Below are 14,334 nucleotides of genomic sequence, written 5' to 3' on the forward strand. Positions count from 1 at the left end.
TGAGGTTACCGCGCACCCTGTGCGGGGGTGTCGATCCGGTACGCTCGCTGGCCAGTGAGGCCGGATCCGGCCCCCTCCCACCCCCACCCGCTCGAGGAGCCACGATGGCGGAGCAGACCACCTCGTCGATCGTCATCGACGCATCGCCCGAGGACGTCATGAACGTCATCGGCGACTTCCCCGCCTACCCCGAGTGGGCCAAGGGCGTCACCACGGCCGACGTGGTGAAGGAGGGCCCGGAGGGCTGGGCGGAGCAGGTCTTCTTCGCCCTCGACGTCAGCCCGATCAAGGACGAGTACACCCTCGCCTACGAGTGGGACGGCTACGACGAGGTCACCTGGACCCTCGTCGAGGGCAAGATGCTGCGCGCGCTCGACGGCGCCTACGTGCTCAAGGACCTCGGCAACGGCTCGACCGAGGTGACCTACCGGCTCGCCCTCGACGTCTCGATCCCGCTCATCGGCATGCTCAAGCGCAAGGGCGAGAAGATCCTCATCGACACCGCGCTCAAGGGGCTCAAGAAGCGCGTGGAGTCCACCTCCTAGTGCGGATCCTCCTGTTCACCGGCAAGGGAGGGGTCGGGAAGTCCACGATCGCGGCCGGTACGGCGGCGCTGGCCGCTGCGGCGGGCCGCCGTACCCTCGTGCTCTCGACCGACGCCGCCCACTCGCTCGCGGACGCCTTCGGGTGCGCGAGCGGGGCGATCGGGGCCGAGCCGACCGAGGTCGCCGACCACCTCTTCGTGCAACAGGTCGACGCCCAGCTGCGCTTCGAGCAGTCCTGGGCCGACATCCAGCGCTACCTGCTCTCGGTCCTCGACGTCACCGGCATGGACCCGGTCGCGGCCGAGGAGCTGACCGTCATCCCCGGCGCCGAGGAGGTGCTGGCGCTGCTGGAGCTGCGGCTGCACGCGCTGTCGGGGGACTGGGACGTCATCGTCGTGGACTGCGCGCCGACCGCCGAGACGCTGCGGCTGCTCGCGCTGCCCGAGGCGCTGGGCTGGTACATGCACCGGGTGCTGCCGGTCGAGCGCCGGGTGGTCAAGGCGCTGCGGCCGGTCCTCAGCCGCGCGGCCGGCGTGCCGATGCCGGGCGACTCGGTCTTCGACGCGATCGAGCGGCTGCACGCCGAGCTCGACGAGGTCCGGACCCTGCTGTCCGGCCCGGACTCCAGCGTGCGGCTCGTGCTGACCCCCGAGCACGTCGTGCTGGCCGAGGCGCGCCGCTCCTACACGACCCTGTCGCTCTTCGGCTACCGCGTCGACGGCGTGGTGGCCAACCGGATCTTCCCGGCCGACGGTGCCGACGACTGGCGCGCGGGCTGGGTGCTCGCCCAGGACGAGGTGCTCGAGCACGTCGAGGAGTCCTTCGCGGGGCTGCCGGTGTGGCGCTCGGCGTACCGGCCGCGCGAGCCGGTGGGCGTCGAGGCGCTGACGGACCTGGCGCGCGAGGTGTACGGCGAGACCGACCCACTGGAGCGGACCCGCCCGCAGGGGCCCTTCCGGATCAGCGGCGGCGAGGGGAGCGCGGTCCTGCGGCTCGCGTTGCCGCTGGTGACACGCACCGAGGTCCATCTGGCGCGCAATGGCGACGACCTGGTGGTGACCGTGGGATCGTATCGTCGGCTGCTCACGCTCCCATCCGGTCTGGCACGCTTCCGCATCGCCGGAGCCCGGGTGGAGCAGGGGGAACTGCAGGTGCGGTTCGTCGAGGACCCCGTGGACGAGGCTGGGAGGTGACGTGAGCGGGGAACGAGACGACGTCGGATCTGTTGCTGACGAGGCGGTGAAGCTGCTCGGAGCGCTGGCCGACTGGGCGAAGGACACGACCCACGGCATCGACGCGCACATCGCGACGGGTGCGACGGAGTGCACGCTGTGCCCGATCTGCCGGACGGTGCACGCCGTCCGCGAGCTGAGCCCGGAGGTCAAGGCCCAGCTGGCCACGGCGGCGACCTCGCTGCTGAACGCCGCGGCGGGGCTGCTCGCGGCCGCCGTACCCGATCAAGGCGCACGGAGCGGGGTCGAGCACATCGACCTGGACGACGATGCGACAGAGTGGCCCGAAGAACCTGAGGAGGACCGATGAGTCTCGCGTGCGGGATCGACGTGGGCGGCACCAAGATCGCCGGAGGGGTGGTCGACGAGGACGGCACGATCCTCGAGGAGCTGCGCGTCGAGTCGCCGGCGACCAACGCCGACGCCATCGAGGAGGCGATCGCCGGCCTGGTGACCGAGCTGCGCTCGCGGCACGAGATCGAGACCGTCGGGGTCGGTGCGGCCGGCTACGTGGACAAGGCGCGGGCCGTGGTGCTCTTCGCGCCCAACGTGGCCTGGCGCAACGAGGACCTCAAGGCCGAGCTGGAGAAGCGCTGCGACCTGCCGGTCGTCATCGAGAACGACGCCAACGCCGCGGCGTGGGGCGAGTTCGCCTTCGGCGCCGCCCACGACGCCGAGGACCTGCTGGCGGTCACCGTCGGCACCGGCGTCGGCGGCGGGCTGGTGCTCGACGGCGAGCTCTACCGCGGCGCCAACGGCGTCGGCGCCGAGATCGGCCACATGCGGGTGGTGCCCAACGGCATCCTCTGCGGCTGCGGCAAGCACGGCTGCTTCGAGCAGTACGCCTCCGGCACCGCGCTGGTCCGCGAGGCCCGCGCACTCGCGCTCAGCGGCGCCCAGATCGCCCAGGGCATGCTCCAGCGCGCCGGTGGCGAGCTCGGCAAGATCACCGGCCCGCTGATCACCGAGGCCGCCCAGGCCGGCGACCAGGGTGCGATCCAGCAGCTCGCCGAGCTCGGCCGCTGGCTGGGCGAGGGCATCGCCTCCCTCACCGAGATCCTCGACCCGGAGGTCGTGGTCATCGGCGGCGGCGTGAGCGAGGCCGACGAGCTCCTGCTCGGCCCGACCCGCGAGGCCTTCTCCGGCCAGCTGGTCGGCCGCGGCTTCCGGCCGATCCCCGAGATCCGCCGCGCCACGCTGGGCAACCGGGCCGGCCTGATCGGCGCGGCCGACCTGTCCCGGCGCTAGCAGCCGGGATGGCTCTCTTCATCGGCGTCGACATCGGCGGCACCAAGGTCCTCGCGACGGCGGTGTCGTCGACCGGGCGCGTGGTGCGCACGGCCGTCCGCAGCACGCCCGGGCGGCGGGTGGAGTCGCGGCTGGTCGAGGACGCGCTGACCGAGGCGGTCCAGGAGGTCGCGGGCATCCGGCGGCCGGCGGCGATCGGGATCGCAGCGGCCGGGTTCGTGGACGCGCAGGGGGAGCGGGTGCGCTTCGCCCCGCACCTGCCCTGGCAGGACGAGGGGGTGCGGGCGCGGCTCGCCGAGCGGTGGAGCGCGCCGGTCGTGCTCGACAACGACGCCAACTGCGCGGCTCGCGCCGAGCTGACGTACGGCGCGGTGAGCGGCGCGCAGGACGCCCTGGTGATCACGCTCGGCACCGGGATCGGTGGCGCGGTCGTGCTCGACGGTGCGGTGCACCGTGGCTACAACGGCATGGCGGGGGAGTTCGGCCACATGCAGGTGGTGCCCGGCGGTCGGGACTGCGAGTGCGGCGGCACCGGCTGCTGGGAGCAGTACTGCAGCGGCAACGCGCTGGTCCGCTTCGTCCGCGACCAGGGGGTGAGCGACCTGTCCGGCCCGCAGGTCACCGAGGCCGCGCTGGCGGGTGACGAGACCGCGCTCGCGGCGTTCGCGTCCGTCGGCGAGTGGCTGGGCGTGGGTGCGGCCAACCTGGTGGCGGCGTTCGACCCCGAGATCGTGGTCATCGGCGGCGGGCTCTCCGCCGCCGGCGACCTGCTGCTGGAGCCGGCGCGCGACGCGATGCGCGACTCGCTGGTGGGTGCGGCGCACCGCACCGTGCCGCCCGTCGTACGCGCGGCGCTGGGGCCGGAGGCCGGCGCCATCGGCGCGGCCGACCTGGCCCGGCAGCGGTTCAGGACCGTCGGTACTCGGGCACGAGCTCGACGGCGAGCTGCTCGAGGAACAGGCCAACGTCGGTGACGATACCGCGGGCCTGCGAGGACCCGCGGTCGGCCAGCTTGGTGACCGTCGCCGGGTTGATGTCGACGCAGACCAGCGGGATCGAGGCCGGCAGGATGTTGCCGGTCGCCACCGAGTGGAGCATGGTCGCGACCATCAGGCAGAAGCCCACGTCCTCGAGCTGCCCGCGCATCGCGCGCTGACCGTCGATGACGTCGGTGTAGACGTCCGGCAGCGGGCCGTCGTCGCGGACCGAGCCGACCAGCACGAACTCCTTGCCGTGCGTGACCAGCGCGTGCATGATCCCGCCGGTCAGGACCCCGCTCTCGACGGCCTCCCTGATCGAGCCCTCCTTGCGGATCGTGTTGATCGCGCGGATGTGGTGCTCGTGGCCGTGCTCGACGCCGCGGCCCATGGCCAGGTCGACGCCGAGGCTGGTGCCGTAGAGGGAGGACTCGATGTCGTGGGTGGCCAGCGCGTTGCCGGCGAAGAGCACGTCGACGAAGCCGGCGTGCACCATCGCGACCATCGCGGGCGCGGCGCCGGTGTGGACGACGCCCGGGCCGCCGACCCACAGGACCTTCTTGCCCTGGGCCTTGGCCTCGCGCATGCCGTCGGCGACCTGGCGGACCAGGACGGCCTGGGGCTTCTCGGAGGAGACGTCGGACTCCATGAAGCCGAACGCCTCGCCCGTCGACTCCGGCTCGGGGATGGTGACCTTGACGCCGTCGGCGCCGGTGACCACGAGCATCCCGGCGCGTACGTCGGACATCGGCAGCGTGTAGACGCGCACCGGCTTGCCGTTGGCGTCGCGCTCGAGGATCAGGCCGCAGTCCATCTCCGGGTTGCCGACCTCGAGCCACTGACCGTCGACCCGGACCCGGGTCTCGAGGTTGGTCGTGGAGTAGAAGTGGTCGGGGAAGACGCCGTCGCGGTCGGCCTCGTCCACGGTGGCCTCGCCCGGGTCGACCTGGTTGACCCCGCGGGTCTGCAGCCGCATCAGCAGCCGCTGGAGCGCCTCGTCGTCCTCGGCGATCACGGTGATCACCGCGTGCGACACGTCGTCGGTCTCGCGGCCCACGTCGAACCGCTCGATGGCGTAGTCGCCGCCGTACTCCCGGATGTCGTCGAGGACCCGCGACAGGATGCCGTGGTCCATCAGGTGGCCGGTGATCTCGACGGTCTCGTTGGTGCTCACACCGCGCACCCTAACGGGCCTCGGACGCGACGCCGCGGCCCTACACCTGCGCGCCGTCGTCCCAGGGGTCGCGGGGCTCGCGGGACATCTTCATGACCAGGTAGAGGAAGCCACCGACGAAGGCGGCGACGAGCCCGTAGCCGAGCCAGGTCGGGATCGAGATCTTGAAGATCAGCGCGGCCAGCAGGACGACGGGAGAGCCCAGCACGCCCGCCCACGCGACGAAGCGGTCGGGGGCGACGGTCGGCAGCGGAGGCGGCTCGGGAGGGACGTAACCCTCCTCCTCGGGCTCGGGACCGACGTAGGGGTCGTCGGCGTCCTCGCCGTACTCGTCGTAGGGGTCGAAGGCGCGCGGGTCGCCGAAGCGGCCGCCGAACGGCGCATCCGGTCGTACGGCGGGCGTGTCCGACGTCGGCGCGACCGGCGGCGCAGACGCCGCAGGCGGCCCGGGAGGCTCCTCGAGGTCGGCGAGGTCCGGACGGTCGCCGTAGTTGTCGATGATCGCCTGCCAGGCGCGCTCGTCGGCGTCGTCGGGTTCGCGGGCGTCCGGCTGCACAGGACTACCGTAAGTCCCCGCTGGTCAGGAGGCGGAGGTCACCCGGGCGATGAACGCCGCCGACTGCTCGACGATCGTCGGGGCGTCGTTGTCGAGGGTCGCCACGTGGTAGCTGTCCTCGAGCCGCACGATCGTCACGTCGGTCGACGAGATGCCGCCGGTGATGAGCGGCTCGGAGGCCTCGTCGACGACGTGGTCCTCCGACGAGCGCAGGTAGAGCAGCGGCGCGGTGACCTTCGGCAGGTCGGCGATGATGCCCGGCCAGGCCTGCATCATCGAGTGGATCGCCTTGAGCGGCGTGCGGGTGTAGCCGTGCTCCTCGACGCCGGACTTCTTGATGTCGTTGGCGATCCCGGGGAAGGAGCCGACCAGGTGCTTGAGCACGGGCAGCAGCTTCACGTCGAGCCGCTTGGTCGCCACGGCCGGGTTGACCACCATGACCCCGGCGACCTGGTCGGCGCGGTCCTCGGCGAGCCGCAGCACCAGCGCGCCCCCCATCGACAGGCCCCCCACGACGACCGCGTCGTTGTCGGCCGCGAGGCGGTCGAAGGTCGCCACGATCTCGGCGTACCAGTCCGCCCAGGTCAGCGTGTTGAGCTCCTGCCAGGTGGTGCCGTGGCCGGGCAGCCGCGGCACCTCGACGGCGTACCCGCGGGCCGCCAGCTCCTCGCCCCAGGGCGTCATCGACGCGGGCTGGCCGGTGAAGCCGTGGCTGAGCAGGACGCCGATCCTGCGGCCGGCGGTGAGCTCCGGCTGCGCCGGACGGGAGTACGGCGAGGCGAGCGGGTGGATCGTCATGGCGGCAGTCTGCACCACCCGCTCGCCACACGAACCGGGTCTGGGGAAGTGGCGGTTCGGCGGTCTAGGCTGCAGCCGTGTTCTATTGGTTCCTGAAGTGGATCGCGCTCGGGCCGTGGCTGCGGATCATCTTCCGCCCGCGCGTCTCCGGCGCCGAGAACGTCCCCCTCGAGGGGCCTGCGATCCTGGCCAGCAACCACCTCTCCTACGCCGACTGGCTCTTCATGCCGCTGACCCTGCCGCGCCGGGTCACCTTCGTCGCGAAGGCCGAGTACTTCACCACCCCGGGCCTCAAGGGCTGGCTGCAGAAGACCTTCTTCAAGGGCTCCGGCCAGGTGCCGATCGACCGGTCCGGCGGCAGCGCCTCCGAGGGCGCGATCATCTCGGCGAAGAAGCTCCTCGCCGACGGCGAGCTCTTCGGCATCTACCCCGAGGGCACCCGCTCCCACGACGGCAAGCTCTACCGCGGCAAGGTCGGCGTCGCCCGGCTCGCCCTCGAGGCGAAGGTCCCGGTCATCCCGGTGGCCGTGGTCGGCACCGACGTCGTGGCGCCCCCGGGCAAGACCTTCGGCCGCTTCACCCGGCCGGTGGTGCGCTTCGGCAAGCCGCTGGACTTCTCGCGCTACGAGGGCCTGGAGAACGACCGCTACATCCTGCGGTCGATCACCGACGAGATCATGTACGAGATCATGCGGCTCTCCGAGCAGGAGTACGTCGACATGTACGCCACCCGGGCCAAGGAGCTGTCGAAGTCCGACAAGGACCCGGGCAAGGGGCCGGAAGAGGGCGGGACCGAGAAGCCCGCCGCGTGACGATCCACTCGACGCACCCCTTCGCGGACCCCGACCCGGACCCCGTACGCCGCTTCCGCGGCCGGCTGGGCGGCGCGGTCGCGCTGGTGACCGCGGGGGAGGCGGGGCTGACCGTCAGCTCGCTGATGGTCGCCAACGGCGAGCCCGCACGCATCCTCGCGCTCGTCGACCCGGACAGCGACCTGGCCGACGCCGTCGGGCGGACCGGCCGGGCGGTCGTGCAGCTGCTCTCGTGGTCGCACCGCGACCTGGCCGAGGCGTTCGCGGGCACCGCGCCCGCGCCGGGCGGGCCCTTCCGGACGGGCAGCTTCGTCGACACGGAGTGGGGTCCACGGCTCGCGGACGCGACCACCTGGAGCGGGACGTCGCTCGAGTCCGTCGCGCCGGTCGGCTGGTCGGACCTGCTGACCCTGGTCGTCGAGGAGATCTCGGTCGGCGAGGACGACGAGCCGCTGGTCAGCCGCCGCGGCCGCTACCTCCGACTCTGAGGCCTCAGGCGCCGGTCGGGAGCCGGGTGGCCGCGAAGGTCAGCAGCCACGGCACCACCCGCGGCCCGGCCTCGTGCAGGTCCGTGATGCCGAGGCCGTGCGCACCCAGCGCGGCGACGTACGCCGAGAGCGGGCGGTGCACGCTCTCGAAGGTCATCGCGAGCCCGTCGCGCTCGGCGCGGTCCGCGAACCGGCGCGGCGCCAGGTAGGGACGGCCGACGCGGAACTCGTCGGTGCCGGAGAGCTCGTCGTCGCGGGCGGTGATGAAGGGGTGCACGATCGCCACGACCAGCCGGCCGCCGGGCCGCAGGACGCGCGCGATCTCGGCGCCGGTGGCCGCCAGGTCGTCGACGTCGTGGAGCACCATGCAGGCGACGACGAGGTCGAACGCGCCGTCGGCGAAGGGGACGGCCGCGGCGTCCGCCAGCGCCACGGGCAGGTCCGCCGCGTCGCGCGCGGCGCGGGCCAGGGTCGGCGACCGGTCGAGGCCGACGACGCGGTGCCCGAGGGCTGCCAGCTCCCTGCTGAGCCGGCCCTCGCCGGAGCCGAGGTCGAGGGTCCGCTCGCCGGGCTCGGGCAGCAGTGCGCGCACGGCGGGCCAGGTGTCGGACCAGAACGCGTCGTGCCCCGGCGTACGGGCCCAGGTGATCCAGTCGGTCGCGTGGCGCTCCCAGGCCGACGACACCTCCACACCGGCACTCTAGGGTGTCCTGACATGGCTGACCTGCTCGCGATCGCGGACGAGCTCTACGGGCTGTCGTTGGCGGAGTTCACGCCCGCGCGGGACGCCCGGGCGAAGGAGCTCAAGGGCACCGACCTCGCCGCCCCGGTGAAGGCGCTGCGCAAGCCGTCGACGGCCGCCTGGGCCGTCAACCTGCTGGTCCGCCGCGAGGCCGACCAGGTCGCCCAGGTGCTCGAGGTGGGGGAGGCGCTGCGGGCCGCGCAGGAGTCGATGTCGGCCGACGACCTCCGCGCGCTGACCCGCCAGCGCCGCCAGCTCACCGCCGCGGTCACCACCCAGGCGCGCCGGGTCGCCCGCGAGGCGGGGACGAAGGTGACCGAGGCCGTCGCCGGTCAGGTCGAGGCGACGCTGACCGCCGCGATGGTGGACGCCGAGTGCGCCCGTGCCGTCCGCAGCGGCCTGCTCGTGGCCGCCCTGACCACCACCGGCCTCGAGCCGGCGGACGTCGCCGACGCGGTCGCGCTCCCGGACGCGCTCGGCTTCACCGCCACGCCCCGGGCCGAGGAGCCGCCCGCCCGCCCGGAGCTGCACGTCGTCCCGGACCCGGATGCCGACGAGAAGGCGCTCGCCGCCGCCGAGGAGGCCCTGGCGGAGGCGGAGGAGGAGCTCGCGGCCGCGACCACCGCCCACGACGAGAACCTCGAGGCCGTCGACCGCCTCCAGGCGCGCAGCCTGCAGATCCAGGCCGAGATCGAGGAGCTCCAGGGCCAGATCGGCCGCCTCGAGGCCAATGCCGAGGCGGTCGACGACGAGATCGTCGACGCCGAGGACGCCCGGGACTACCCCGCCGACGCCTACCCCTTCGCCCAGCCCTTCGCGAGCTCGACGGCGCGCGACCAGCGCGCGTGGGCGGCGTCGGCGTCGGTGCGGTCGGTGGCGGGCTCGAAGCGGCGGTCGAGGGTCCAGGTGTCGCGCAGGTCGTCGGTCGAGGACCAGACGCCGGTGCCGAGGCCGGCGAGGAAGGCCGCGCCGAGACCGGTCGTCTCGACGATGGTCGGCCGCTCGACCGGGACGCCCACCTGGTCGGCCTGGAGCTGGCAGAGCAGGTCGTTGGCGGCCGCGCCGCCGTCGACCCGCAGCGAGGACAGCTCGGGCATCACGTCGAGCACGTCGCGCACCTCGAAGGTGATCGCCTCGAGCGTCGCGCGCACCAGGTGGCCGCGGGTGGTGCCGCGGGTGATGCCGACGACCAGGCCGCGCGCGTCCGGGTCCCAGTGCGGCGCGCCCAGGCCCGTCAGGGCGGGCACGAACACCACGCCGCCGCTGTCGGGCACGGTCGAGGCGACCGCCTCGCTCTCCGCGGCCGAGCCGACGATCTGGATGCCGTCGCGCAGCCACTGCACGGCTGCGCCGGTGACGAAGATCGAGCCCTCCGACGCGTAGGTGATCGGGCCGTCGGGGGCGCGCCACGCGGCCGAGGCGAGCAGCGCGTCCGAGCGCTGGATCGTCGTACCGGTGTTGGTGAGGATGAAGGACCCGGTGCCGTAGGTGCACTTCGAGTCGCCCTCGTCGAAGCAGGTCTGCCCGAAGAGCGCCGACTGCTGGTCGCCGGCCATCCCGGAGATCGGTAGCGAGAGGCCGAGGAAGACCTTCGGGTCGGTGACGGCGAGCTCGCCCCAGTTGGGGACCAGCTCGGGCAGCGCGTCGCGCGGGACGCCGAAGAGCTCGCACAGCTCGTCGGACCAGTCGCCGGTCTCGAGGTCGAGGAGCAGAGTCCGGCAGGCGTTGGACACGTCGGTGACGTGGTAGGTGCCGCGGCTCATCCGGGCGGCGAGGTAGGAGTCGACCGTGCCGACGGCGTAGCGCCCCGACTCGACCAGCGCCCAGGTGTGCGGCTCGTGCTCGGCCAGCCACATCAGCTTCGTGCCGGAGAAGTAGGGGTCGAGCCGCAGCCCGGTCAGCTCACGCACCCGCTCCTCGTGGCCGGCGTCGCGGAGCCGGTCGCAGAGCTCGGAGGTACGCCGGTCCTGCCACACGATCGCGCGGCGGGGCGAGCTCAGCGTCTCGCGGTCCCAGAGCATCACGGTCTCGCGCTGGTTGGTGATGCCGACCGCCTGGAGCGCGTCCGCGTCGTACTTCTTCAGGACCTCGCGGGTGGCCTCGAGGGTCGCCTGCCAGATCTCCTCGGGGGAGTGCTCGACCCAGCCCGGCTTGGGGAAGTGCTGGGCGAACTCCTGGTAGCCCTTGGCCGCGATCGTCCCGTCGTGCTCGACGACCAGCGCGGTGACGCCGGTGGTGCCGGCGTCGATCGCCAGGACGCTCCCCGCGGTCACCGGCCTGCCTCGCGGATGATCTCGAGGATGCGGACGTCGATCCAGGAGCCGTCGTCGGCGACCCGCATCTCGTAGTTCTCCGTGCCGACCCAGGCGGCGAAGTCGCGGTGACCGAGCCCCGTGGCGAGCGACTCGAGCTCGGCCTCGAGCTCGGGGGTGATCGCCACCTTCTCGTCGTCGGTCGACGCCGTCAGGTAGAGCTCGCTGAGCGAGAGCAGCCGCTCCAGCTCGACGATCGGCGTCCCCCCGCACGACGCTGCGTCGTCGACCCGGAGGTCGCAGGCGATGTCGTCGTTGCCGCCGTACCCGGCCCCGTCGCGGACGACGAGCAGCGCGGCGGACTGCCGGCCCCGGGAGTCGCCCCCGGCCTCGTCCCCCGCGGTGAGCGCGGCGAGCAGCCGGCGCTCGAGCGAGGTCTCCGCGCCGGAGGCGAGCCAGGCGGCCTCCATCGCCTCGACCACCTCGGGGCCGGTGAGGATGTTGCCCTGGATCGCGTAGCCGTCACCGGTGACCCCGCCCGCCCAGTCGAGGCAGTCGCCGCCGGTGTGGCTGGCGGCACTCCCGTCGACGTCGACGATGCCGACCTGGCGGTGGTCGCGGCCGTCGTCCTCCTCCAGCAGCCGTTGGAGGGCGACCTCGGCGGTGGCGCCGTCGTCGAGGTGGGACAGGGCCAGCCCCTTGTAGGCGACGTTGGCGTCCGCCTGGGTGGCGATCGCGCCGACCCCGGCGACGGCGGCCGGGACCGGGGACCCGACCGCGAGGAACTTGGAGGCCACCGCCACGCCCCACGACTCACCGTCGGCGGAGCGGGCCACGATCGAGAACGTCATGCGGGGTCCCCTCGGCGTTGTTCGCCGGAGGAGCGAAGCGGGGGAGGTGAAGAACGTCGTGGGGTGCTCATGCGCCGACAGTAGCGATTTCTGAGGTCGCCTCCTTTAGTCTTGGAAGGACCAAAGCATGTCTCGCTCCCGGAAGAAGTAGCCGTCCATGACCGTCCGTCGCGTCGCCCTCCTCACCGCCGGTGGCCTGGCCCCGTGCCTGTCCTCCGCGGTCGGTGCCCTCATCGAGCGCTACACCGCCCTCGACTCGGCGATCGAGATCATCGGCTACCGCGACGGGTACGCCGGGCTGCTCCGCGGCGACCACCTCACGGTGACCCCGGAGGACCGCGAGCGGGCGCACCTGCTGCACCGCTTCGGCGGCAGCCCGCTCGGCAACAGCCGGGTCAAGCTCACCAACGTCAAGGACTGCGTGAAGCGCGGCCTGGTCGCCGAGGGGCAGGACCCGCTCCACGTGGCCGCGGAGCAGCTGACCAAGGACGGCGTCGACGTGCTGCACACCATCGGCGGCGACGACACCAACACGACCGCGGCCGACCTCGCGGCCTACCTCCACGACAACGGGTACGAGCTGACCGTCGTCGGCCTGCCCAAGACGATCGACAACGACGTCGTCCCGATCCGGCAGTCCCTCGGCGCCTGGACCGCCGCCGAGCAGGGTGCGCTCTTCGCGCGCAACATCGTCGCCGAGCACTCCTCCAACCCGCGGATGCTCATCGTCCACGAGGTGATGGGCCGCCACTGCGGCTGGCTGACCGCGGCCACCGCGGCGCGCTACCAGGACTGGCTCGACACCCAGGAGTTCTCCGGCTTCGGCGACAACACCCGCCGCAGCTGGGAGATCCACGGCGTCTACGTCCCCGAGCTCGACTTCGACATCGCGGCCGAGGCCGAGCGGCTCAAGGCGATCATGGACGAGACCGGCTGCGTCAACCTCTTCCTCTCCGAGGGCGCGGGCGTCTCGACCATCGTCGCCGAGATGCTCGCCCGGGGCGAGGAGCCCAAGCGGGACGCCTTCGGTCACGTCAAGCTCGACACCATCAACCCCGGCGCCTGGTTCGCCAAGCAGTTCGCCGGCATGGTCGGCGCCGAGAAGACGATGGTCCAGAAGAGCGGCTACTTCTCCCGGTCCGCCGCGGCGAACGCCGAGGACCTGGCGCTGATCCGCGCGTGCGCCGACCTCGCGGCCGACGCCGCGCTGCGCGGCGAGAGCGGCGTCGTGGGCCACGACGAGGAGGCCGGCGACGTGCTGCGGGTCTGCGAGTTCTCGCGGATCAAGGGCGGCAAGGCGTTCGACCCGTCCGAGCGCTGGTTCGGCGACCTCATGCAGCAGATCGGCCAGCCGCTCGGCTCCCTGGCTCCGACGCGCTAGTGTCCTGAGTCGGAAGTTCATGCGCACTGCGCGTGCTCAGCGTGTGTGCATCGCAAGGCGCCGGAGCGAAGCTCTACCCGGTCGTCCAGCGAGCGACGGCAACGCAGCGAGGTGCGTGCGATGTGTGCGCGAAGCGCACACGAACTTCTGATTCAGGACACGAGGACGCCTGGCCCTAGCGGCCTCCGGGAGCGGCCCCTAGAGTCGGACGGGCTGGGTAGGACACCGTCTCGAACCAGGAGCCCGTCATGCGCGTCGGAGTACTCACCGGAGGCGGGGACTGCCCCGGCCTCAACGCCGTCATCCGGGCCGTGGTCCGCAAGGGCGTCAAGGAGCACGGCTTCGAGTTCGTCGGCTACCGCGACGGCTGGCGGGGGCCGCTCGAGGGCGTGACCATGGAGCTCGGGATCGAGCAGTGCCGCGGCATCCTGCCGCGCGGCGGCACCATCCTCGGCTCCTCGCGCACCAACCCGTTCAAGCTCGACAACGGCGTGGAGCGGATCAAGGACAACCTCGCCAAGGACGGCGTGGACGCGCTCGTCGCGATCGGCGGCGAGGACACGCTCGGCGTCGCCACCAAGCTGGCCGACCTCGGCGTGCACGTCGTCGGAGTACCCAAGACGATCGACAACGACCTCTCGGGCACCGACTTCACCTTCGGCTTCGACACCGCCGTCAACATCGCCACCGAGGCCATCGACCGGCTGCACACGACCGCCGAGTCCCACCACCGGGTGCTCGTCGTCGAGGTGATGGGCCGGCACGCCGGCTGGATCGCGCTGCACTCCGGCATCGCCGGCGGCGCCAACATCGTGCTGATCCCCGAGCAGCCCTTCGACATCGAGGAGGTCTGCGCGCTCATCGAGAGCCGCTTCGAGTCGCGCTACGCGCCGATCCTCGTGGTCTCCGAGGGTGCCGTCCCGCGCGAGGGCGGCGACATGACGCTCGTGTCCGGCGAGCTCGACGACTTCGGCCACGTCCGCCTCGGCGGCATCGGCGACCGGATCGCCGCCGAGATCGAGAAGCGCACCGGCAAGGAGGCCCGCGCGGTCGTCCTGGGCCACATCCAGCGCGGCGGCACGCCGACGGCGTTCGACCGCTGGCTGGCCACCCGCTTCGGCCTCCAGGCCATCGACGCCGTCGCCGACGGTGAGTTCGGCACCATGATGGCGCTGCGCGGCACCGCCATCGTCCGGGTCCCGCTCATCGAGGGCACCGGCGAGCTCAAGCTGGTCAGCCCGGCGGAGTACGCCGAGGCGCAGGTCTTCTTCGGCTGAG

16 protein-coding genes are annotated in these 14,334 nt (G+C 72.6%); 9 read left to right on the plus strand and 7 right to left on the minus strand.

The genetic code is table 11. From position 1 onward, the window contains the following. Positions 1 to 104: 104 nt before the first annotated feature. The 5 genes from K8U61_RS01220 to K8U61_RS01240 are packed head-to-tail and all read left to right on the plus strand — an operon-like array spanning position 105 to position 3,999. A complete protein-coding gene (locus K8U61_RS01220; RefSeq protein ID WP_224121136.1) occupies positions 105 to 545 on the plus strand; it encodes an SRPBCC family protein in 441 nt (146 codons plus the stop codon). After that, the gene (locus K8U61_RS01225) at positions 545 to 1,738 is read left to right on the plus strand and encodes an ArsA family ATPase (RefSeq protein WP_224121137.1); all 1,194 of its coding nucleotides are present in this window, start codon (positions 545 to 547) and stop codon (positions 1,736 to 1,738) included. The genes K8U61_RS01220 and K8U61_RS01225 overlap by 1 nt, the downstream gene beginning before the upstream one ends. A 46-nt stretch (positions 1,739 to 1,784) precedes the next feature. Then, on the plus strand, positions 1,785 to 2,087 hold the full coding sequence (locus tag K8U61_RS01230; RefSeq protein ID WP_224121138.1) for a hypothetical protein: 303 nt from the start codon (positions 1,785 to 1,787) through the stop codon (positions 2,085 to 2,087). Further along, positions 2,084 to 3,025, plus strand: coding sequence for an ROK family glucokinase (locus K8U61_RS01235; protein WP_224121139.1), 942 nt, complete (start codon positions 2,084 to 2,086; stop codon positions 3,023 to 3,025). Before K8U61_RS01230 ends, K8U61_RS01235 begins: the two co-directional genes overlap by 4 nt. A gap of 8 nt (positions 3,026 to 3,033) precedes the next feature. Beyond that, positions 3,034 to 3,999, plus strand: coding sequence for an ROK family protein (locus tag K8U61_RS01240; RefSeq protein WP_224121140.1), 966 nt, complete (start codon positions 3,034 to 3,036; stop codon positions 3,997 to 3,999). Here K8U61_RS01240 and K8U61_RS01245 read toward each other — a convergent pair. Genes K8U61_RS01245 through K8U61_RS01255 form a run of 3 tightly spaced genes read right to left on the minus strand, consistent with a single transcriptional unit; the run spans position 3,932 to position 6,530 of the window. Next, positions 3,932 to 5,176, minus strand: a complete 1,245-nt coding sequence (locus K8U61_RS01245) for an ornithine cyclodeaminase, nickel-pincer nucleotide-dependent (RefSeq protein WP_224121141.1) — start codon at positions 5,174 to 5,176, stop codon at positions 3,932 to 3,934. The two genes, K8U61_RS01240 and K8U61_RS01245, sit on opposite strands and share 68 nt — an antisense overlap. A 40-nt stretch (positions 5,177 to 5,216) precedes the next feature. Further along, positions 5,217 to 5,732 carry a hypothetical protein gene (locus tag K8U61_RS01250; protein WP_224121142.1) on the minus strand — a complete coding sequence of 172 codons (516 nt, stop codon included), beginning with the start codon at positions 5,730 to 5,732 and terminating at the stop codon, positions 5,217 to 5,219. A 24-nt stretch (positions 5,733 to 5,756) separates the two neighbouring features. Further along, complete coding sequence (locus tag K8U61_RS01255; RefSeq protein ID WP_224121143.1) at positions 5,757 to 6,530, minus strand: alpha/beta hydrolase; 774 nt, start codon at positions 6,528 to 6,530, stop codon at positions 5,757 to 5,759. A gap of 77 nt (positions 6,531 to 6,607) precedes the next feature. Between K8U61_RS01255 and K8U61_RS01260 the strand changes: the two genes are divergently transcribed. Together K8U61_RS01260 and K8U61_RS01265 are read left to right on the plus strand one after the other, a co-directional pair. Beyond that, positions 6,608 to 7,342, plus strand: coding sequence for a lysophospholipid acyltransferase family protein (locus K8U61_RS01260; protein ID WP_224121144.1), 735 nt, complete (start codon positions 6,608 to 6,610; stop codon positions 7,340 to 7,342). After that, entirely contained in the window at positions 7,339 to 7,830 is a 492-nt protein-coding gene (locus K8U61_RS01265) for a flavin reductase family protein (protein WP_224121145.1), read from the plus strand. The genes K8U61_RS01260 and K8U61_RS01265 overlap by 4 nt, the downstream gene beginning before the upstream one ends. A gap of 4 nt (positions 7,831 to 7,834) precedes the next feature. Here K8U61_RS01265 and K8U61_RS01270 read toward each other — a convergent pair whose 3' ends face one another. The 4 genes from K8U61_RS01270 to K8U61_RS01285 form a co-directional block, all read right to left on the minus strand. Next, positions 7,835 to 8,521, minus strand: a complete 687-nt coding sequence (locus tag K8U61_RS01270; protein WP_224121146.1) for a class I SAM-dependent methyltransferase — start codon at positions 8,519 to 8,521, stop codon at positions 7,835 to 7,837. A gap of 9 nt (positions 8,522 to 8,530) precedes the next feature. Next, a complete protein-coding gene (locus K8U61_RS01275; RefSeq protein ID WP_224121147.1) occupies positions 8,531 to 9,202 on the minus strand; it encodes a hypothetical protein in 672 nt (223 codons plus the stop codon). 164 nt (positions 9,203 to 9,366) lie between these two features. Further along, positions 9,367 to 10,845: an FGGY family carbohydrate kinase gene (locus tag K8U61_RS01280; RefSeq protein WP_224121148.1), complete on the minus strand. Its 1,479-nt coding sequence runs from the start codon at positions 10,843 to 10,845 to the stop codon at positions 9,367 to 9,369. Continuing rightward, positions 10,842 to 11,675 carry a DUF1028 domain-containing protein gene (locus K8U61_RS01285; protein ID WP_224121149.1) on the minus strand — a complete coding sequence of 278 codons (834 nt, stop codon included), beginning with the start codon at positions 11,673 to 11,675 and terminating at the stop codon, positions 10,842 to 10,844. The genes K8U61_RS01280 and K8U61_RS01285 overlap by 4 nt, the downstream gene beginning before the upstream one ends. 157 nt (positions 11,676 to 11,832) lie before the next feature. Here K8U61_RS01285 and K8U61_RS01290 point away from each other — a divergent pair, with 157 nt between their 5' ends. Continuing rightward, on the plus strand, positions 11,833 to 13,056 hold the full coding sequence (locus K8U61_RS01290) for a pyrophosphate--fructose-6-phosphate 1-phosphotransferase (protein ID WP_224121150.1): 1,224 nt from the start codon (positions 11,833 to 11,835) through the stop codon (positions 13,054 to 13,056). A 248-nt stretch (positions 13,057 to 13,304) separates the two neighbouring features. Further along, complete coding sequence (locus K8U61_RS01295; RefSeq protein ID WP_224121151.1) at positions 13,305 to 14,333, plus strand: 6-phosphofructokinase; 1,029 nt, start codon at positions 13,305 to 13,307, stop codon at positions 14,331 to 14,333. Position 14,334: the final 1 nt, after the last annotated feature.

It is taken from the genome of Nocardioides mangrovi (genome assembly GCF_020073815.1).
GTDB lineage: Bacteria > Actinomycetota > Actinomycetes > Propionibacteriales > Nocardioidaceae > Nocardioides > Nocardioides mangrovi.